Source organism: Kitasatospora sp. NPDC101176, assembly GCF_044768035.1.
GTDB lineage: Bacteria > Actinomycetota > Actinomycetes > Streptomycetales > Streptomycetaceae > Kitasatospora.
The window spans coordinates 1-18,110 of the sequence record NZ_JBIWPA010000044.1; the positions used below are offsets into that span (position 1 = coordinate 1).

18 protein-coding genes and 1 rRNA gene are annotated in these 18,110 nt (G+C 72.1%); 13 read left to right on the forward strand and 6 right to left on the reverse strand.

All coding sequences use genetic code 11. The annotated features are described in order from the left end of the window. The 9 genes from rrf to pstB form a co-directional block, all read left to right on the forward strand. A 5S ribosomal RNA gene (gene rrf / locus ACIRS1_RS35925) occupies nucleotides 1-85 on the forward strand; the annotation flags it as partial. A gap of 74 nt (nucleotides 86-159) precedes the next feature. Further along, on the forward strand, nucleotides 160-1,164 hold the full coding sequence (gene mshD / locus ACIRS1_RS35930) for a mycothiol synthase (protein WP_402846669.1): 1,005 nt from the start codon (nucleotides 160-162) through the stop codon (nucleotides 1,162-1,164). A gap of 411 nt (nucleotides 1,165-1,575) precedes the next feature. Next, on the forward strand, nucleotides 1,576-3,753 hold the full coding sequence (locus ACIRS1_RS35935; protein WP_360214933.1) for an RNA degradosome polyphosphate kinase: 2,178 nt from the start codon (nucleotides 1,576-1,578) through the stop codon (nucleotides 3,751-3,753). Between the two features lie 118 nt (nucleotides 3,754-3,871). Next, nucleotides 3,872-4,960 (forward strand): CHAD domain-containing protein, encoded by a 1,089-nt coding sequence (locus tag ACIRS1_RS35940; protein ID WP_360214936.1) that lies wholly within the window; start codon nucleotides 3,872-3,874, stop codon nucleotides 4,958-4,960. Nucleotides 4,961-4,973: 13 nt separating this feature from the next. Continuing rightward, complete coding sequence (locus ACIRS1_RS35945; protein WP_402846737.1) at nucleotides 4,974-5,489, forward strand: NUDIX hydrolase; 516 nt, start codon at nucleotides 4,974-4,976, stop codon at nucleotides 5,487-5,489. 227 nt (nucleotides 5,490-5,716) lie between these two features. Beyond that, entirely contained in the window at nucleotides 5,717-6,853 is a 1,137-nt protein-coding gene (gene pstS, locus ACIRS1_RS35950) for a phosphate ABC transporter substrate-binding protein PstS (RefSeq protein ID WP_387907416.1), read from the forward strand. 148 nt (nucleotides 6,854-7,001) lie between these two features. Continuing rightward, nucleotides 7,002-7,982: a phosphate ABC transporter permease subunit PstC gene (pstC, locus tag ACIRS1_RS35955; RefSeq protein WP_402846672.1), complete on the forward strand. Its 981-nt coding sequence runs from the start codon at nucleotides 7,002-7,004 to the stop codon at nucleotides 7,980-7,982. After that, the gene (gene pstA / locus ACIRS1_RS35960; RefSeq protein WP_360214945.1) at nucleotides 7,979-9,055 is read left to right on the forward strand and encodes a phosphate ABC transporter permease PstA; all 1,077 of its coding nucleotides are present in this window, start codon (nucleotides 7,979-7,981) and stop codon (nucleotides 9,053-9,055) included. The genes pstC and pstA overlap by 4 nt, the downstream gene beginning before the upstream one ends. Nucleotides 9,056-9,124: 69 nt before the next feature. Further along, nucleotides 9,125-9,901, forward strand: a complete 777-nt coding sequence (pstB, locus tag ACIRS1_RS35965; protein WP_360214948.1) for a phosphate ABC transporter ATP-binding protein PstB — start codon at nucleotides 9,125-9,127, stop codon at nucleotides 9,899-9,901. Nucleotides 9,902-10,043: 142 nt separating this feature from the next. On the opposite strand, the gene ACIRS1_RS35970 is transcribed toward pstB, so the two are convergent. Together ACIRS1_RS35970 and ACIRS1_RS35975 are read right to left on the reverse strand one after the other, a co-directional pair. Next, the gene (locus tag ACIRS1_RS35970; RefSeq protein WP_402846674.1) at nucleotides 10,044-11,039 is read right to left on the reverse strand and encodes an anion permease; all 996 of its coding nucleotides are present in this window, start codon (nucleotides 11,037-11,039) and stop codon (nucleotides 10,044-10,046) included. Between the two features lie 5 nt (nucleotides 11,040-11,044). Beyond that, nucleotides 11,045-11,665: a DUF47 family protein gene (locus ACIRS1_RS35975; RefSeq protein ID WP_329489086.1), complete on the reverse strand. Its 621-nt coding sequence runs from the start codon at nucleotides 11,663-11,665 to the stop codon at nucleotides 11,045-11,047. Between the two features lie 378 nt (nucleotides 11,666-12,043). Here ACIRS1_RS35975 and ACIRS1_RS35980 point away from each other — a divergent pair, with 378 nt between their 5' ends. After that, entirely contained in the window at nucleotides 12,044-12,424 is a 381-nt protein-coding gene (locus ACIRS1_RS35980; RefSeq protein WP_360214954.1) for a metal-sensitive transcriptional regulator, read from the forward strand. 79 nt (nucleotides 12,425-12,503) lie between these two features. On the opposite strand, the gene ACIRS1_RS35985 is transcribed toward ACIRS1_RS35980, so the two are convergent. Next, nucleotides 12,504-12,701, reverse strand: a complete 198-nt coding sequence (locus ACIRS1_RS35985) for a hypothetical protein (protein WP_387907421.1) — start codon at nucleotides 12,699-12,701, stop codon at nucleotides 12,504-12,506. A gap of 196 nt (nucleotides 12,702-12,897) precedes the next feature. Next, entirely contained in the window at nucleotides 12,898-13,803 is a 906-nt protein-coding gene (locus ACIRS1_RS35990; RefSeq protein ID WP_402846677.1) for a hypothetical protein, read from the reverse strand. Between the two features lie 183 nt (nucleotides 13,804-13,986). Here ACIRS1_RS35990 and ACIRS1_RS35995 point away from each other — a divergent pair, with 183 nt between their 5' ends. Then, on the forward strand, nucleotides 13,987-14,175 hold the full coding sequence (locus ACIRS1_RS35995) for a hypothetical protein (RefSeq protein ID WP_360214960.1): 189 nt from the start codon (nucleotides 13,987-13,989) through the stop codon (nucleotides 14,173-14,175). 78 nt (nucleotides 14,176-14,253) lie between these two features. Here ACIRS1_RS35995 and ACIRS1_RS36000 read toward each other — a convergent pair whose 3' ends face one another. Next, the gene (locus ACIRS1_RS36000) at nucleotides 14,254-14,970 is read right to left on the reverse strand and encodes a phosphatase PAP2 family protein (RefSeq protein ID WP_402846679.1); all 717 of its coding nucleotides are present in this window, start codon (nucleotides 14,968-14,970) and stop codon (nucleotides 14,254-14,256) included. A 184-nt stretch (nucleotides 14,971-15,154) separates the two neighbouring features. Then, nucleotides 15,155-16,381 (reverse strand): NlpC/P60 family protein, encoded by a 1,227-nt coding sequence (locus ACIRS1_RS36005; protein ID WP_402846681.1) that lies wholly within the window; start codon nucleotides 16,379-16,381, stop codon nucleotides 15,155-15,157. Between the two features lie 248 nt (nucleotides 16,382-16,629). On the opposite strand from ACIRS1_RS36005, the gene ACIRS1_RS36010 reads away from it, so the two are divergent. Both ACIRS1_RS36010 and ACIRS1_RS36015 read left to right on the forward strand, forming a co-directional pair. Continuing rightward, a complete protein-coding gene (locus tag ACIRS1_RS36010; protein WP_360214969.1) occupies nucleotides 16,630-16,980 on the forward strand; it encodes a hypothetical protein in 351 nt (116 codons plus the stop codon). A 237-nt stretch (nucleotides 16,981-17,217) separates the two neighbouring features. Further along, the gene (locus ACIRS1_RS36015) at nucleotides 17,218-18,033 is read left to right on the forward strand and encodes a hypothetical protein (protein ID WP_402846683.1); all 816 of its coding nucleotides are present in this window, start codon (nucleotides 17,218-17,220) and stop codon (nucleotides 18,031-18,033) included. The last annotated feature ends 77 nt before the right edge of the window (nucleotides 18,034-18,110 follow it).

Sequence of the window (18,110 nt, forward strand, 5' to 3'; positions counted from 1 at the left end):
TTACATTCCGAACCCGGAAGCTAAGCCTCACAGCGCCGATGGTACTGCAGGGGGGACCCTGTGGGAGAGTAGGACGCCGCCGAACAATCATTCACAAAGAACCCCCGATCCGTTCCGGATCGGGGGTTCTTTGCATTTCCGGTGACGTATCGTCAGGGCATGGACGATCAGACGACGGTCATGGCGAACAGTGTGCTCCGGCCCGAGCAGCGCGAGGGTGCCCTGCGGGTCCTGGCGGACGCCCAGGTGGTGGACGGTCGGGCCGCGGTGTCCGAGCAGGGCCGGCTCCGGCTCCGTTCCTCGGACACGCCGCGCGGGTCGGTCACCCACTTCGTCGAGAGCGAGGGCGCCGGCGGGCCCGCTGCGGCGGGGACCGGTGGCGCGGGGGCCGTCGTCGGCTACGGCCAGCTGGAGATCCAGGAGCGCCCGGCCGCCGAGCTGGTGGTCGACCCGGCGGCCCGTGGCCGGGGCTTGGCCCGTCCGCTGGTGGACGCGGTGCTGGCGGAGGCCCACCGGGCGGGGCGCGACGCGGTGGACTTCTGGGTGCACGGCGGTCATCCGGCGGCCCGGCACCTGGCCGGGGCGTACGGCGCCGAGCTGGTCCGCGAGCTGAGGCAGATGCGCCGCACCGGGCCGCAGACCGAGGCCGTCGCCGTCCCCGGGGGCGTCGAGCTCCGCACCTTCCGTCCGGGGGAGGACGACGCGGAGTGGCTGCGGCTGAACGCGCTGGCCTTCGCCCACCACCCGGAGCAGGGTGCCTGGACGGAGCAGGACCTCGCCGAGCGGCTGGCGGAGCCGTGGTTCGACCCGGCGGGCTTCTTCCTGGCCACCCGGAACGGCAGGGTGGTCGGCTTCCACTGGACGAAGGTGCACCCCGCCACCGCCACCGAGCCCGCCCTGGGCGAGGTGTACGTGGTCGGGGTGGACCCGGCCGAGCAGGGCAGCGGGCTGGGCCGTGCGCTCACCGCGGCCGGCCTCCGTCACCTGACCGGCTCAGGCGGGGGCGAGCGCGGGCTGAAGACCGTGCTGCTCTACGTCGACGCTGACAATCCGGCCGCCGTGCGGGTATATGAACGACTGGGGTTCACCATCCACGAGGTGGACCTCATGTACCGCGTGCACCACCAGGCCGGCCCGTCCGGCCAGGTCGGTGCGTCCGACTAGGCCGACGAGGCCGAATCGGCCGGGACACCCAGGACAGCCAGGACAGCCCCGACGGTCCGGACGGCCGGGACGGCCCGGCGGGCCCGGCGGGAAGCGGAGCGGTGGCCGGTCCCGGCGGGCCCACTAGCCCGACCGGGCGGCCCGGGGCAAGGGGTCGGACGACACCGGCCCTTGCCCCGACCGACTCAGCTTTCCTCCTGGCCATGCGGTGTTTACCGTGGATTCAATTGCTGCCGCGAAGATCACAGGATGAAGTCCGTAGTGTCTCGCTCGTGCAGAGTCGACCGCCACGCGTCGGCCGGCCCTGTACGGACCGCGCCCGGCGGGTGGGCGCTGGCCACGGGTGAGGACGACGGCCCGCAGAGCCATTCGCGTCCGGACGCCGTCCTGCTGCTGGAGGAGCTGGAGCCCATGAGCATTCCTCGCCCCGTCTCTGCCGCGCTGTCCCCGCCGGCCCGGATGTCCAGTGCGCTGGGGATACCGCCCGAGCTGCCGGCCGAGGACGAGCAGGAGTTCGACGCCCTGCCCCAGGGCCGCTTCCTCGATCGCGAGCGCAGTTGGCTCGCCTTCAACGAGCGGGTCCTGGAGCTCGCCGAGGACCCGGGGATCCCGTTGCTGGAGCGGGCCAAGTTCCTCGCCATCTTCGCGAGCAACCTGGACGAGTTCTTCATGGTCCGGGTGGCCGGGCTGAAGCGCCGCATCGCCACCGGCGTCGCCCAGCGCAGCGCCTCGGGCCTGCAGCCGCGCGAGGTGCTGGACCTGATCTGGACCCGCTCGCGGGAGCTGATGGCCAGGCACGCCGCGGCCTTCCAGCAGGAGGTGCTGCCGGACCTCGCCGCCGAGGGCATCGAGGTGGTCCGCTGGCCGGAGCTGGCGGAGAAGGAGCAGGCCCGGCTGCACACGCTGTTCCGGCAGAAGATCTTCCCCGTGCTGACCCCGCTGGCGGTCGACCCGGCGCACCCCTTCCCGTACATATCGGGACTCTCGCTCAACCTGGCCGTCGTGGTGCGCAACCCGGTGTCCGGGCACAAGCACTTCGCCAGGGTGAAGGTGCCGCAGTCGCTGGCCCGCTTCCTGGAGGCCTCGCCGCAGCGCTACGTCCCGCTCGAGGACGTGATGGGAGCGCACCTGGAGGAGCTCTTCCCCGGCATGGAGGTGCTGGCCCACCACGCGTTCCGGGTCACCCGCAACGAGGACCTCGAGGTGGAGGAGGACGACACCGAGAACATCCTCAAGGCCCTGGAGAAGGAGCTGATGCGGCGGCGCTTCGGCCCGCCGGTGCGGCTGGAGGTCGAGGAGTCCATCGACCCCTACATCCTGGACCTGCTGGTGCGGGAGCTGAACATCACCGAGGCGGAGGTCTTCCCGCTGCCCGGGCCGCTGGACCTGACCGGTCTGTTCGGCATCGCCGAGCTGGACCGCCCGGAGCTGAAGTACCCGAAGTTCGTGGCGGGCACCGCGCGCGGGCTGACCGACGTCGAGTCGGCCTCGCAGCCGGACATCTTCGCCGCGATGCGCGAGCGGGACGTCCTGCTGCACCACCCGTACGACAGCTTCTCCACCTCGGTCCAGGCCTTCCTGGAGCAGGCCGCCGCCGACCCGGACGTGCTCGCGATCAAGCAGACGCTGTACCGCACCTCGGGCGACTCGCCGATCGTGGACGCGCTGATCGACGCGGCGGAGTCCGGCAAGCAGGTGCTGGTGCTGGTCGAGATCAAGGCGCGCTTCGACGAGCAGGCCAACATCAAGTGGGCCCGCAAGCTCGAGGAGGCCGGCTGCCACGTGGTGTACGGCCTGGTCGGGCTGAAGACGCACTGCAAGCTGTCGCTGGTCGTCCGCCAGGAGGGCGACACCCTGCGCCGCTACTCGCACGTGGGCACCGGCAACTACCACCCGAAGACCGCCCGGCTCTACGAGGACCTGGGGCTGCTGACCTCGGACCCGCAGGTCGGGGCGGACCTCTCGGACCTGTTCAACCGGCTCTCCGGGTACTCGCGCCGGGAGTCCTACCGCCGCCTGCTGACCGCCCCGCGCGGTCTGCGCGACGGCCTGGTGTCGCGGATCCACAACGAGATCGCCCACCACCGGGCCGGCCGCCCGGCCCACGTGAAGCTCAAGGTCAACTCGATCGTCGACGAGGCCGTGATCGACGCGCTGTACCGGGCCTCGCAGGCCGGGGTGCCGGTGGACGTCTGGGTGCGCGGGATCTGTGCGATCCGGCCGGGGGTGCCCGGGCTGAGCGAGAACATCCGGGTGCGCAGCATCCTGGGGCGCTTCCTGGAGCACTCCCGGATCTTCGTGTTCGGCAACAACGGCGACCCGGAGGTCTGGATCGGCAGCGCCGACATGATGCACCGCAACCTGGACCGCCGGATCGAGGCGCTGCTGCGGATCACCGATCCCGCGCACCGCGCCGAACTGTCCGGGCTGATCGACCTCGGGGTGTCGGACGAGACCGAGTCCTGGCACCTGGGCCCGGACGGCGCGTGGACCCGCCACTCGCAGGACGCCGAGGGCCGGTCGCTGCGGCACGTCCAGGACCTGCTCATCGACTCGCGCCAGCGCCGCCGGGCCGCCACCTCGCGCTGACGCGACCACTGATGCGAGCCGCTGGAGCCACCGGCCCCGATGCCCGCGGGCCGGAGCTCCAGCGGTCGGCCACCAGCCCCGGGGGGACGAACCCGGGGGAACGGGGATCTACCACGCCATGACCGATGCGCCGATGACGGCCCAGGCGGCCTCCACCGCGACCGCCGGGGACATCCTCTCCAGCCATCTCACCGCCCAGGCGGGCGCGTTCCTGCGCGCCCTGCCGCTGGCGGTGGGCGAGGTCGGCGCCAGACCGGGGACGGCCGCGGTCGTCCCGGCGGCCGGCACCGCGGACCTGCTGCGGTCGGTGCGGCGGGTCGGCGGGCTGCTGCACACCTTCGGCACGCTGTTCGAGCAGGGCTGGGCCCAGGAGTCGCGCACCGAGCTGCGCTGGCTGCTCAACCTGCTGGCCCTGGAGCCCGGCTACGTCCGCCGCTCGGCCCGCCTGCTGGGCGCGCTGGACTCGCTGAGCGGCAGCGACCCGGAGGGGACGGGCATGCTGGCCGGGCACGCCGGGGCGCCCAAGGCGCGGGCGCTGCTGGACCGGCAGCTGACCCTGGCCCGCACCCGGGCGCACTCCTCGGTGCTCCAGGAGCTCCGCTCGGCCCGGCTGCACGCGCTGGCGGACCGGATGACCCTGCTGGTCGGCGAGGCCCCGCTGCTGGAGGCGGCGGGCGGACGGGCGGCGGCGGTGCTGCTGCCGCAGGCGGCCGCCGCGTTCGCGGCCCTGTCGGCCAGCGCCCAGCAGCTCCCGCTGCAGCGGGCCGCCACGCCGTACGGCGGGGACGGCATGCGCCGGCTGGGCGCGGTGCCCGCGGCGCGGGGCCCGGCGGACGCGGACGCGGCGCTGGCGGCCGACGACGCCCCGTGGGCGCGGACGCGGATCCTGGTGAAGCGGGCCCGGTACGCGTCGGAGGTGTGCGGCCGGGGTGCGGCGGAGCTGGACGAGCTGGACGCGGTGCTGGGCCGGCACCAGGAGGCGGCGGACGCGGCGGTGACCGCGGCCACGGCGGCGCGGACGCCGCGGATCACCCCGGCGACCGCGTACGTGCTGGGCGTGGTGCATGCTGATCAGCGACTGGAGGTGGAGGCGGCGCGGTACGCCTTCTGCCGCCGGTGGCCCGACCTGTCGCCCGGCCCGGACGGCTGGCCGGACCTCCCCCCTGCCGAGGGCTGGGGGCATTCCCCCGCACCACGGACGGCCTGAATTGCGTGATCGCCTGAGCACCGGGCGGGCAGAGGACAGCCCCACGACGAGGGCGGCGCACGCCCCGGTGATCCTGGCGGCCGGCGCGGTGCTGTGGCTGCCCGGCCGGCCGAAGAAGAGCGGCCGGCTGGGGCGGCCGCGGATCGCGGTGATCCACCGGCCCAAGTACGACGACTGGAGCCTGCCGAAGGGCAAGCTCGACCCGGGGGAGGGGATGGTCGCGGCGGCGCTGCGCGAGGTGCGGGAGGAGACCGGCTACTCCTGCGTGCTGGGACCGGAGCTGCCGTCCCAGCACTACCTGGTGCAGGGCCGGCCGAAGGAGGTCCGGTACTGGGCGGCGGTGCCGTCGGGCGGGGCCTTCCGGCCGAACCGCGAGGTGGACCGGCTGGAGTGGCTGCCGGCGGGCAAGGCCCGCGCGCGGCTGACGCACGGGCGCGACCGGCTGCTGGTCGACGCCCTGCTGCTGGTCCTGGGGGCGCGGCCGGTGCGGGCGGGCGGGGTGCCGCCGGCGGAGGAACGGCGGAAGTGATCTCGTCGCGCCCTTGCCGTGACGCAACCGTTACTACCTGACGTAGTTTCCTGTCATCCGTTCGAGGTTCACTCCCCGTTCACTTGCGACCGGCTGTCGTGTCACTTACCCGGCCTAACTTCGGGTCTACCGGAGGGCCGCACGGGCCCCGGACCACAGCAAAACCCGCGCTCCGCCGTCCTCGCACGGCCCGCGCGACGGGCAATGCCACAGAAAGGGACACCCCAGTGAAGCTCCAGCGGAACGGCCGCTCCAAGGCCCTCGCCATCGGTGCCATGGCGCTCGTCAGCTCGCTGTCGCTCGCCGCCTGCGGCTCGGACGATAACAACAACACCACGGCGTCCAACGGCTCCAGCGGTTCGGCCTCGGCCGCCGCGGCGATCAACTGTGGCAAGCCCGGTGCGCTGATCGCCGCCGGCTCGACCGCCCAGGGCAACGCGATCGACGTGTGGAAGACCACCTTCGGTGCGGCCTGCTCCGGCACCACGGTCAACTACGGCGGCGTGGGCTCCGGCGCGGGCGTCCAGCAGTTCACCCAGGGCAAGGTCCAGTTCGCGGGCTCCGACTCGGCCCTGAAGCCGGCCGAGGTCGACGCGACCAAGGCGGTCTGCACCGGCGGCCAGGGCATCGACCTCCCGATGGTCGGCGGTCTGATCTCGCTCGTCTACAACGTGGACAACGTCGACAACCTGGTCCTGGACGGCCCCACCGCCGCCAAGATCTTCGACTCGCAGATCACCAAGTGGAACGACCCGGCGATCGCCGCCCTCAACCCGGGCGCCAAGCTGCCGGACGCCGACATCCAGTCGTTCCACCGCTCGGACGACTCCGGCACCACCGACAACCTGACCAAGTACTTCTCCAAGGCCTCGGGCGGCGCCTGGACCTACCCGTCCAGCAAGACCTGGGCGGCCAAGGGCGGCCAGTCGGCCAACGGCAGCGCCGGCGTCGCGGCCCAGGTGAAGCAGGTCAAGAACTCGATCAGCTACGTCGAGCTCTCCTTCGCCCAGACCAACAACCTGAAGAGCGCCGCCATCAACACCGGCGCCTCCAAGCCGGTCGCGGCCACCGCCGAGAACGCCGCCAACACCTTCGCCAAGGCCAAGGTCGCCGGCACCGGCAGCGACCTGGCGCTGACGCTCGACTACGCGACCAAGGACGAGGGCTCCTACCCGCTGGTCCTGGTCACCTACGAGATCGTCTGCGACAAGGGCAACAAGGCCGACACGCTGGACACCCTGAAGGCCTTCCTGAGCTACACCATCAGCGACGCGGGCCAGAAGGCGATCGGCGAGAAGGGCTACGTCCCGCTGCCGAAGGAGCTGACGGACAAGGTCAACGCGGTCGTCCCGACCCTGGCCTGACCGTACGGCACGACCGGTGGGGCGGCCCCGTGAGCGAGGGGGGCCGCGGCCGCCCCACCGGAACGCACTGACCCAGCACCACGTCCGGGGCACCGCCGCCATGGTGCCGTCCCCCTTCCGGGGCGGCACCACCAGACCGGAGTAGACAATGACTTCATCCTCCCCTGCCGCCCCGCGAGGCAGGGAACGCCGGAAGCGCGACAGCCGCGTCGGCGACAAGATCTTCATGAACCTCGCCCGGGGTTCGGGCATCTTCCTGCTGGTCATCATGGCCGCCATCGCCGGCTTCCTGACCTGGCGGACGGGCCTGGCGCTCAGCAAGGACCAGGGCAACTTCCTCACCACCTTCGAATGGGCGCCGGACGCCCCGAAGCCGGTCTTCGGCATCGCCGTCCTGGTCTTCGGCACGATCGTCAGCGCCATCATCGCGATGGTGATCGCCGTCCCGGTGGCGATCGGGATCGCGCTGTTCATCTCGCACTACGCGCCGCGCCGGATCGCCCAGCCCTTCGCCTACCTGGTGGACCTGCTGGCCGCCGTGCCCAGCATCGTGTACGGCCTCTGGGGCGCGCTCTTCCTGGTGCCGCACATGGACGGCCTGACCAGCTGGCTGAACGAGTACCTGGGCTGGACGTACGTCTTCGACCAGACCAAGACCGGCACCACCCCGCGCAACCTGTTCACGGTCGGCATCCTGCTGGCGATCATGATCCTGCCGATCATCACCGCGGTCTCCCGCGAGGTGTTCCGCCAGGTGCCGCGGATGCACGAGGAGGCGGCTCTCGCGCTGGGCGCGACCCGCTGGGAGATGATCCGCACCTCGGTGCTGCCGTTCGGCCGCCCCGGAATCATCTCGGCCTCGATGCTCGGCCTCGGCCGCGCCCTCGGCGAGACCATCGCGGTCGCCGTGGTGCTCTCCGCGAGCAACGTCCTCTCGCTGCACGTCCTCGACCCGGGGGGCGGCACCTTCGCGCAGAACATCGCGCTGAAGTTCGCCGAGGCCGGTGACACCGGCCGCAACGCCCTGATGGCCTCCGGCCTCGTCCTGTTCGTCATCACCCTGCTGGTGAACGGTGCCGCGCGGCTGATCGTCGCCCGCCGCAAGGAGTACTCGGGGGCCAACGCATGATCTCGGAGCTCGCCTCTGTCCCCGCGGACGCCCGGCCGACCGGCCGGCCGCTGACCGCCAACCGGCTGCCCAAGTGGGCCCCGGCCGCCGTCGCCGCCGGCTCGCTCGCGCTCGGCTGCGGGATCGGCGCCGTCGGCGGGCTGGAGAGCCACCTGCAGTGGGGCCTGATCTCCGCCCTGCTCTTCGTGGCGATCGGCTACGGCCTCTCGGCCCGCGTCGAGGGCCGCCGCCAGGCCAAGGACCGGCTCGCCACCTCGGTGGTCTGGGTCGCCTTCATCCTGGCCGTCGTCCCGCTGGTCGCGCTGACGGTGTACACCGTCCAGCAGGGCATCGCGGTGGTCAACGGGAACTTCCTGAGCCACTCGATGAAGGGCGTCATCCAGTCCGGCCCCGGCGGCGGCATCTACCACGCGCTGATCGGCACCCTGCAGCAGGTCGCGCTGGCCACCGCCATCGCCGCTCCGGTCGGTCTGCTGACCGCCGTCTACCTGGTCGAGTACGGCCGCGGCAAGCTCGCCAAGGCGGTCACCTTCTTCGTCGACGTCATGACGGGTGTCCCGTCGATCGTCGCCGGTCTGTTCATCCTGTCGCTGTGGAACCTCGCCCTGGGCTTCAACTACTCCGGCTTCTCGGGCAGCCTCGCGCTGGCGATCCTGATGATGCCGGTCGTGGTCCGGTCCACCGAGGAGATGCTCAAGCTCGTCCCGAACGAGCTGCGCGAGGCCTCGTACGCGCTCGGCGTGCCGAAGTGGAAGACCATCCTGCGGATCGTCCTCCCCACCGCGATCGGCGGCATCACCACCGGTGTGATGCTCGCGGTCGCCCGCATCACGGGCGAGACCGCCCCGGTGATGATGCTGGTCTTCGGCGCCGACTACATCAACAGCAACCCGTTCGACGGGCCGCAGCAGTCCCTGCCGATGTACATCTGGCAGCAGTACTCGCTGGTCAACAACGACTACGGCTACGCCCGTGCCTGGGGTGCCGCGCTGGTGCTGATCGCCTTCGTGATGGGGCTCAACCTCATCGCCCGGGGCATCGCACGCTGGCGCTCGCCCAAGGGCGGACACTGAACGACCGACTGACGTACGACACAGCATTCATTAGCGGCCCCCAGGCCGCGGGCGAGAGAAGTAACGATCATGGCCAAGCGCATCGACGTCAGCGGACTGTCCGCCTACTACGGCACCACCAAGGCCATCGAGGACATCTCGATGAGCATCGAGCCCCGCTCGGTGACGGCCTTCATCGGCCCCTCCGGCTGCGGCAAGTCCACCTTCCTGCGCACCCTCAACCGGATGCACGAGGTGATCCCCGGCGCCCGGGTCGAGGGCAAGGTGCTGCTGGACGACGAGAACCTGTACGGCGCCAGCGTCGACCCGGTGGCCGTCCGCCGCTCGGTCGGCATGGTCTTCCAGCGCCCGAACCCGTTCCCGACCATGTCGATCTACGACAACGTGATCGCCGGCCTCAAGCTCGCCGGCGTGCGCAAGAAGTCCGTCCTGGACGACGTGGTGGAGCGCTCGCTGAAGGGCGCCAACCTCTGGAACGAGGTCCACACCCGGCTGAACAAGCCCGGGGCCGGCCTCTCCGGCGGTCAGCAGCAGCGTCTCTGCATCGCCCGCGCCATCGCGGTCGAGCCGCAGGTCCTGCTGATGGACGAGCCCTGCTCCGCGCTCGACCCGATCTCGACCCTCGCCATCGAGGACCTGATCGGCGAGCTGAAGTCGCAGTTCACCATCGTCATCGTGACCCACAACATGCAGCAGGCGGCCCGCGTCAGCGACCGCACCGCCTTCTTCAACCTGGCCGGCGTCGGCCAGCCGGGCAAGCTGATCGAGCTGGACGACACCCAGCGGATCTTCTCCAACCCCTCGGTCCAGGCGACCGAGGACTACATCTCCGGCCGCTTCGGCTAGACCGGACCGCCCGTCCCGCGCCGCCCGGCGCGCACGACGGGACCGAGACTGCTCCGCGGTGCTGCATGGCGGTGCCGCCGTGGAGCATGAAGAAGGGCCCGCCCCCGAGATGTGGGGGCGGGCCCTGTCACGTCCGGGGCGCTCAGCCCCAGAAGAGGTGGACGAACCAGTAGATCAGCGCCGCGACGGCGCCCGCCGCCGGCATGGTGATGAACCAGCCGAGCACGATGTTCTTGGCGACGCCCCAGCGCACCGCGCGGATCCGCTTGGTGGCCCCGGCGCCCATGATCGCCGAGGTGATCACGTGGGTGGTGGAGATCGGTGCCTTGAAGACGAACGAGGTGATGTACATGACCGTCGAGGCGGTGGCCTCGGCGGCGAAGCCCTGCGGCGGGTCCAGCTCGATGATCTTGCGGCCGAGCGTCCGCATGATCCGCCAGCCGCCCGCGTAGGTGCCCAGCGAGAGCATCGTCGCGCAGGAGATCTTCACCCAGACCGGGATGTCGCCGGTGGTCTGGCGGCCGGAGATGGTGAGCGCCATCACCACGATGCCCATGGTCTTCTGGGCGTCCTGCAGACCGTGCGCCAGCGCCATCGCGGCGGCCGAGGCGGTCTGCGCGACCCGGAAGTTGCGCTTGGCGCGGTGCGGGTTGGCCCGGCGGAAGATCCACAGGATCGCCAGCATCACCAGGAAGCCGCCGATCAGGCCGACCACCGGCGAGACGATCATCGGAATGACGATCTTGTCGATCACTCCGCTCCAGATCACCTCGGTGCCGCCGGCCAGCGCCGCGCCCACCAGGCCGCCGAACAGGGCGTGCGAGGAGGAGGACGGCAGACCGAAGTACCAGGTGACCAGGTTCCAGGCGATCGCGCCGACCAGGGCGGCGAACAGGATCGCCATGCCCTGGTTGCCGCTCGGCGTCTCGATGATCCCGCTGGAGACGGTGTGCGCCACGCCGCTGCCGAGGAAGGCGCCGGCGAGGTTCATCACGGCGGCCATCGCGAGCGCGGCCCTGGGGGTCAGCGCCCGGGTCGAGACCGAGGTGGCGATGGCGTTCGCCGAGTCGTGGAAGCCGTTGGTGTAGGTGAAGAAGAACGCAACGCCGATGACGGCGATGAGTGCAGCCGTGTCCACGAGGGTCAGGACTCCTTGACGGCGATGGTCTCCACCGTGTTGGCGACGTGCTCGAAAGCGTCCGCCGCCTCCTCAAGGACGTCCACGACCTGCTTGAGCTTGAGCACCTCGATGGCGTCGTACTGGCCGGAGAACAGGTGGGCGAGCAGCTTGCGGTGGATCTGGTCGGCCTGGTTCTCGAGCCGGTTGACCTCGATCCAGTACTCGGTCAGGTTCGACATGGTGCGCAGGTTCGGCATCGCCTCGGCGGTGAGCTCCGCGGCCCGCGCCAGCACCTCGATCTGCTGCTCGATCCCCTTCGGCAGGGTCTGGATGTCGTAGAGGACGACCAGGTCGACGGCCTCCTCCATGAAGTCCATGATGTCGTCCAGCGACGAGGCGAGGCTGTAGATGTCCTCGCGGTCGAAGGGCGTGATGAAGGACGAGTTCAGCTGGTGGAAGACCGCATGGGTGGTGTCGTCCCCGGCGTGCTCGGCGGCGCGCATGCGCTCGACGATCTCCGCGCGGGCCGACACGTCTGATCCCAGCAGTTCCAGCAGGAGCTTCGATCCGACGACGAGGTTCTCCGCGGCCGCGGCGAACATGTCGTAGAAGCTCGTCTCCTTCGGGGTCAGGCTAAAACGCACGGAAATCTCCGATGTGCGGGGTAGGGACTGAACGATGCTAGGTGCAACCGAGCGCATTCACGCAAACGGGGTGGTGCCCCCGGAGTCGGAACCTCCCCTTCCGTTCGGCGTGGCACCGGCCGCCCCGGACCGCCCGCCCGGGTGCGGACCTGAGGCCCAGTCTGACGGAACCCCGCCCGGATCGTCCCCGTCGTGCGGACGGAGGACCGGGGCGACGCTCAGACGGCTCAACCCGGCCCCCGGCCCCTCCGGGAGCGCCCGGAGCCGCCCCCGGACGGACGGCACATGCCGCGTCGGCCGTCGGAACACCACGGACGCCCCCGGTGTTGGACACTGGTGGCCGACGCAGCCACCAGGCACCCAGACGAAGGCGGGCCGATGACCACGACGCAAGCGCGCACCGCGCCGGACCACGCGCCCGAGCCCGGCGGCGCGCCCGGGACCGACCCGGCACCCGCCGCGGCCGCCCACCACGGCCCGCACGGCTACAGCGCGCAGAAGGACGCCCATCTGAAGCGGCTGCGCCGGATCGAGGGCCAGATCCGCGGCCTCCAGCGGATGGTCGACGAGGACGTCTACTGCATCGACGTGCTCACCCAGGTCTCGGCCAGCACCAAGGCCCTGCAGTCCTTCGCGCTCTCCCTGCTGGAGGAGCACCTGCGGCACTGCGTCGCCTCCGCCGCCGAGGAGGGCGGGGCCGAGCTCGACGCCAAGGTGGCGGAGGCCACGGCCGCGATCGCCCGCCTGCTGCGCAGCTGAGCCCCCGCGGCCGGCGCCGACCCGGCGCCCCCAGCCGCCCCCTGTCGACCCGGTGACGGCCACCGGGCGCCGACGGCCGTCACCGGGTGCCGGACTCCGTCGGCTCGTCGGCCGGCCCGGGCTCGGCCCGGTCGAGCAGCACCTCGTCGATCCGCTCGGTCGGCAGCCGGTCGCCGGCGCTGGCCGTCGCGGCGATCATCAGCTCGCCGGCCAGCTCGATCTCGTCGAGGGCCGCGTCGTCGTGGCCGCCGCTGCGGCCGCCCGTGGACGACACCACCTGCACCACCCCTTCAGTGCCTCGCCAGCCCGGGCGGCAGCCACCCGACGTCCAGCCTAGGCACTTCGGGGCCCGTCCACATGGCACGGACGGGCCATCTCGGCGCCGCCGAAACGGGTGACCGCCGCTCCCCGGACGGCCACCCGCGCCGGCGGCGCCCCGTCTCGCCCCGGCGCCGGAGCAGTGGCCGGACGGCCTACTTCGGGCTCTCCGAGGGCTTCATCGCGTAGATGTCCGAGGCCGGCGGCTCGGCCGCCTCCACCGGCTTGCCGAAGTCCGTCAGCGAGGTGGTCGAGGTCACCTTCACCTGGTCCTTGGCCTCCTTCGAACCGGCCACCCCGGCGAAGGTGAACACCTCGACCACCTTGTGCAGCCGGCCCTGGTCGTCCAGCCAGACGTCGTACGGGACCTCCTTCACCGTGAAGGTCTGGCCCCCCATCCGCAGGCCGTCCCCGCCCCGGCCACCGGTCGCGTCCGCCGCCTTGGCGAGGTCGAGGGTGCCGCGGTAGTGGTGCAGCGCCACCCCGTCGACCGTCTCGGTGCCCACCGCGTCGGCCTTCTGCGCCCCGCGCAGCGCGCCCGCGGCCGAGGCCGGGTCGGTCGCCCCGCTGCTGACCAGGTTGCCGTCCGGCAGCTGGCGCACGTCCAGCTTGACCCACTTGCCCTCGGGCACCTTCGCGCCGCTGTTCTGCAGGTAGACCGTGCCGGGCAGGACCACCTCGACGATCTTCCCGGTGGTCGCCGCGCCCGGGGGCACCTGGACCTCCAGCCGCCCGATCCGCTTCACGTAGTCGTAGCCGCCCGTCCCCGAGAAGACCGCCTTCTTCTCGGACGACTCGGTGACCAGCTCGGTCGCGGTGTGCGCGGAGCCGGTGCGGCCGGTGATGTCCGCCGCGTTGCGCACCGCCGTCAGCGGGTCCGCGGCGAGCTGGTCGGGGGCGGCCGACCGCTCGTCCGCGGAGTCGGCGGCGGAACCGCCCGCCGAGCACCCGGCGGTCAGGCCGGCCAGGGCGACGGCGAGCAGGGCGGCCCCGGCCGCCGAGCGCAGGTGCGGTACCTGACGGCGGCGACCCGGCCGCCCGGCGCGCTGCTGGTCGGTCATCTTCATCCTCGCGCAACCCCCTCGGGCCCGACTGCCCTGCCGGACACCACCGGGTGGGCAGAGCTGTTGTCGGGCAAACGAGTTGGGCCGCAAAGGGTTACGCGGGACCCACCGGCCCCTCCCGTCCGAGCGGCTCCTGGACGGCGTCGCGCGCCGGGCGTCCGGCGCGTTACGGTGAATCCCGTGCACAGTGAGCTGCCGGCCGCCCCCGGCACCCGGATGCCCGAACACCGCGTCGCCGTCAGCGAACGCGGCTCCTTCGCCTTCGCCACCTGCAGCTGCGGCTGGTACTCCCCGGCCCGCCGCTCGCGCGACCTGGCCCGCCGCGAGGCGGACGGGCACCTCGCCGCGACCGGCGCCCCGCCGGGCTGACGACGGGCCCGCGGCCCCCTCGGGCCGGCCGCCGGCCGCCGGCACCCGGCACCCGCGGCGCCGGAACGGACCGCCGGCTCAGGCCGCCAGGTCGGACTCCGGCGGCTGCTCCTCGCTGCGCACCGCCCCCCGCTCGCGCCCGCGCCGCCGCCCGCGCGGTGCGGCGGAGCCGCCGCGCTCCGCCGCCCGGATCAGCGGGGCGACGGCCGTGCGGCTCAGCGCGTGGCAGAGCGGTACCAGCACGGCCATCGCGATCGGCGCCAGCAGCAGCACCACGGCGGCGGCCAGTGCGAAGCCGCCGATCACGTCGGTCGGGTAGTGGACGCCCATGAACATCCGGCAGAAGCCCTGCAGCAGGGCCAGGCCCCCGGCGATCCAGCCGAGCCGGCGGTTCACCAGGAACAGCGCCACCGCCACGCCCATCGTCATGGTCGAGTGGTCGCTCACGAAGGAGTGCGTGCCGGCCTTGCCGTCCACCAGCACCAGCAGCCCGGGGTGGTCCACGAACGGGCGCGGCCGGTCGACGATCGCGGCGATCGGCAGGTTCGCCAGCTCGGCGATGGCGACCGAGAGCGGCACCCAGAGCAGCCCGGCCACCGCCACCGGCGCGTCCGGGCGGCGTCTGGCCTGCAGCCAGGCCACCAGGCCGAGCATCGCCAGGCCGATCAGGATGCCGTACTCGCCGATCCACGAGACCAGGTGGTCCAGCCACTGCGGTGAGCGCTTGGCCAGGCCGTTGACGGCGTAGAGCAGGCCGAGGTCGGGGTTGGTCGTGTCGGCAAGCGGCGTCGACACGCCGCACCTCCTTCTGGTCCGCTGCACCTGGTCGTTCCGCCCGGGGCCCTCCCGGGGCGGGAAGCTGACGGTGGGCCACCGGAACCAACGTCATCGCCGGTGCACAGCGTTCCACGGAAACGCGCGGTTATGGAAACTTGACTCAGCGTCCACAGGGCACTCACACGTCCCCCGCCGGGAGCGCTCAACCCCTCGCCGCCGGCCGGGCCGTCCCGGTGGCGCCGGTGGCACCCGGGCCGGTCGGGGCGGGCGGCGCGGCCGCCGCGGGCCGGGCGGCCGGGGCCGTGGCGGGGCCGGCCGGGGCGGGGGTGGCCGGAGCGGTGCCGCCGCCCGGGGCGGCGGCCGGGGCGGCCGGCGGCGTGGTCGGGTCCTGCGCGCCCGGACGGCTCGGGGCGCTCACCGAACCGTCCGCGTTCCGGGTTGGCAGCGCCTGCGCGCCGTCCGAGGTGACCCGGGTCGCCCCGATGTACTCCCGGGTGTCGATCTTGTCGTAGCGGATCACCGCGCCGGTGTGCGGCGCGTTGATCATGTACCCGCCCCCGACGTAGATCCCGACGTGGTGGATGCTCCGCGGATCGTTCAGGTCCGTCGCCCAGAACACCAGGTCCCCCGGCCGCAGCTGATCGCGCGACGGGTGCGGGCCGGCGTACCACTGGTCGTTCGCCACCCGTGGCAGCGTGATGCCCACGCTGGCGTACGCCGCCTGGGTCAGCCCGGAGCAGTCGAACCGCCCGTTCTGCGAGGGCAGGCCCTCACCGCCCCACAGGTACGGCGTGCCGAGCTTGCTCTGCGCGAAGTAGATCGCCCCCGCCGACTGCGCGGACACCTCCACCGGCGCCGTGGGCGCCGTGAAGCTGCGGGCCATCGCCTGGATGTTCCGCACGTAGCCCTGGGTCTCCTTGTACGGCGGCACCCCGTTGTACCTGGTCACCGCGTACGGGCCGGCGTTGTAGGCGGCCAGCATGTTCGCCTGCCGGTCGCCCGGCACCTTCGCGACGTCCCGCGCCAGCGCGCAGTCGAAGGTCGCCGCCGAGGCGATCGCGTCGAACGGGTCCCAGACGTCCTTCTTCCCGTCTCCGTCGGCGTCCGTCCCGTACGACGCCCAGGTCGCCGGCATGAACTGCGCCATTCCCTGCGCCCCGACGCCCGATTGGGCCTTCGGGTCGAATCCGCTTTCCTGGTACAGCTGCGCCGCGAGCATCGGCGGGGAGATCTCCGGACAGAGCGCGCCCCACTGCTGGATCGCCGCCTGGTAGGCCGCCGGGACCGTTCCCGGGGAGAGCGCCGCGCGATTGGCCGACGCCTGCGGCGTCCCGCTCGCCGCATACGTCCCCATCGTCACCAGACCGACGAAACCGACGGCGACAACTCCCGCAGCGGCGGCGGCCGTACCGGCCTTCCGGAGTACCATCAGCACCATCCCGACGAATCGTCAGTCGAAGTGTTCCGGAAGGCGTTGCTCACCGCAATCATCAGAGATACAAAGAGTGAGCGCTATCCTTCGTACGGTGGACATCCTCGCGTACGTGTCCGATGCCTCACGACCAATCCGCGAGAAGTAGCCAAGTCGACATCAGATCTGGCCAAGAATGGGTACCGACCCTTCGCGCGGGCGGGGTCAGGGCCCTTGAATTTGCCTGATCGGGCGGTGAGATGGAAATGAACCTGAGCAGCGTGCACACCTACGCGATCGGCCACCTGGCCGAGGACCCTCCAAAGAAGCCGAATATCGACACCATCATCGGCGGGATCGCCCCGGACTGGGGCCCGTTCGCGACCCTCGGGTCGGAGGCCCGCGTGATGGTCGAGGTCATCATGGCCGTCGCCATCCTGATCTGCCTCGGCATCGCCGTCTGGGGAGCCGCCAAACAGCGGATCGGTGCGACCGCGATGCGCGACAGCTTCGGCGCCGAACAGGGCAAGGGGCTGATCGTGGCGGGCCTGACCGGCGTGTTCATCATTGGATCACTCGGCACTCTGTTCACCATTGTCTACGGCATGGCGATCTGACGATCGGACAGCAGTAGCGCGCAGTAGCCAGGTCGAACCCCAGGTCGAACCCCAGGCCCCACCGGGCCCGCCCGGGCCCCACAAGGCCCGACGGGGCCCGTTCGAGGCCAGGCCCCGTCCCCCGACCGCCCCGGGCAGCCCGCGAGCCGTCCACCCCCGTTCCCGCCCTCCGTCCACGCCCGCCCACGGGCGGAGGGGCCCCGGAGCCACCCGGCTCCCCGCACCAGGAGGGCCGCCGTGCCGTTGTCCGACGACCAGCCGCACACCCGTACGCGGCTGCCGGTCGGCGAACAGCCCGCCTCCCAGCCGAGCCAGCGTCAGGCGCGCCCGACCCGCACCCTGATGACCGTCCTCGCCGTGGTCACCCTCCTCGTCGTGGCCATCTCCATCGCCAACCGCGACAAGCCCGACCCCCGCACCACCGGCCCCTCCGCCGACCGCGCCGCCCCCACCGCGCCCGCCGGCGCCGGCCCCGCCCCCAGCGGCGACCAGCCCGTCGGCACCACCACCAACGGCATCGGCTCCGGCTACCCGCACACCGACGCGGGCGCGCAGTCCGCCGCCGCCAACTACGCGGTCGCCGTGGGCTCCGCGGACATGTTCCGCACCGACAGCCGGCACACCATCATCGCCACCATCGCCGACCCCGGCGCGGCCCCGGCCCTGCAGACCCGCCTGGACCAGGGGTTCGGCGGCGACACCGCCGCCCGCTACGGACTCGACGCCCAGGGACGCGCCCCCAAGGGCCTCACCTTCGTCAGCCGCACCGTCCCGGTCGGCACGAAGTCCACCGGCTACAACGACGGCGACGCCAAGGTCGAGGTCTGGTGCACCGGCCTCACCGGCCTCGCGGGCGAACACTCCGTCCAGCCGGTGACGACGAACTGGTTCACGCTCGCGCTGTCGCTCCACTGGACGGGCAGCGACTGGAAGCTCACCGACTTCACACGTAAGGCAGGCCCAGCTCCGATGCCGGGTGATCAGCAGGCCGCCACCGCCGAGGAGATCGCCGGATCCGCAGAGCAGTTCGGAGGCTTCCGCTATGCGCGTTGACGGTGTGTTCGGGAGGAGGCTTCCCCGTCTCGGCCGACTGGCCGTCGTCCTTGGGACAGTTCAGGTCGGTCTCGCCG

Excerpts from the sequence above, each read along its gene's own strand:
- ACIRS1_RS36005 (WP_402846681.1), bottom strand. The coding sequence starts at position 16,381 with ATGGTACTCCGGAAGGCCGGTACGGCCGCCGCCGCTGCGGGAGTTGTC.
- pstB (WP_360214948.1), top strand. The coding sequence starts at position 9,125 with ATGGCCAAGCGCATCGACGTCAGCGGACTGTCCGCCTACTACGGCACC.
- pstA (WP_360214945.1), top strand. The coding sequence starts at position 7,979 with ATGATCTCGGAGCTCGCCTCTGTCCCCGCGGACGCCCGGCCGACCGGC.
- ACIRS1_RS36010 (WP_360214969.1), top strand. The coding sequence starts at position 16,630 with ATGAACCTGAGCAGCGTGCACACCTACGCGATCGGCCACCTGGCCGAG.
- ACIRS1_RS35935 (WP_360214933.1), top strand. The coding sequence starts at position 1,576 with ATGAGCATTCCTCGCCCCGTCTCTGCCGCGCTGTCCCCGCCGGCCCGG.
- mshD (WP_402846669.1), top strand. The coding sequence starts at position 160 with ATGGACGATCAGACGACGGTCATGGCGAACAGTGTGCTCCGGCCCGAG.
- ACIRS1_RS35980 (WP_360214954.1), top strand. The coding sequence starts at position 12,044 with ATGACCACGACGCAAGCGCGCACCGCGCCGGACCACGCGCCCGAGCCC.
- ACIRS1_RS35940 (WP_360214936.1), top strand. The coding sequence starts at position 3,872 with ATGACCGATGCGCCGATGACGGCCCAGGCGGCCTCCACCGCGACCGCC.
- pstC (WP_402846672.1), top strand. The coding sequence starts at position 7,002 with ATGACTTCATCCTCCCCTGCCGCCCCGCGAGGCAGGGAACGCCGGAAG.
- ACIRS1_RS35990 (WP_402846677.1), bottom strand. The coding sequence starts at position 13,803 with ATGACCGACCAGCAGCGCGCCGGGCGGCCGGGTCGCCGCCGTCAGGTA.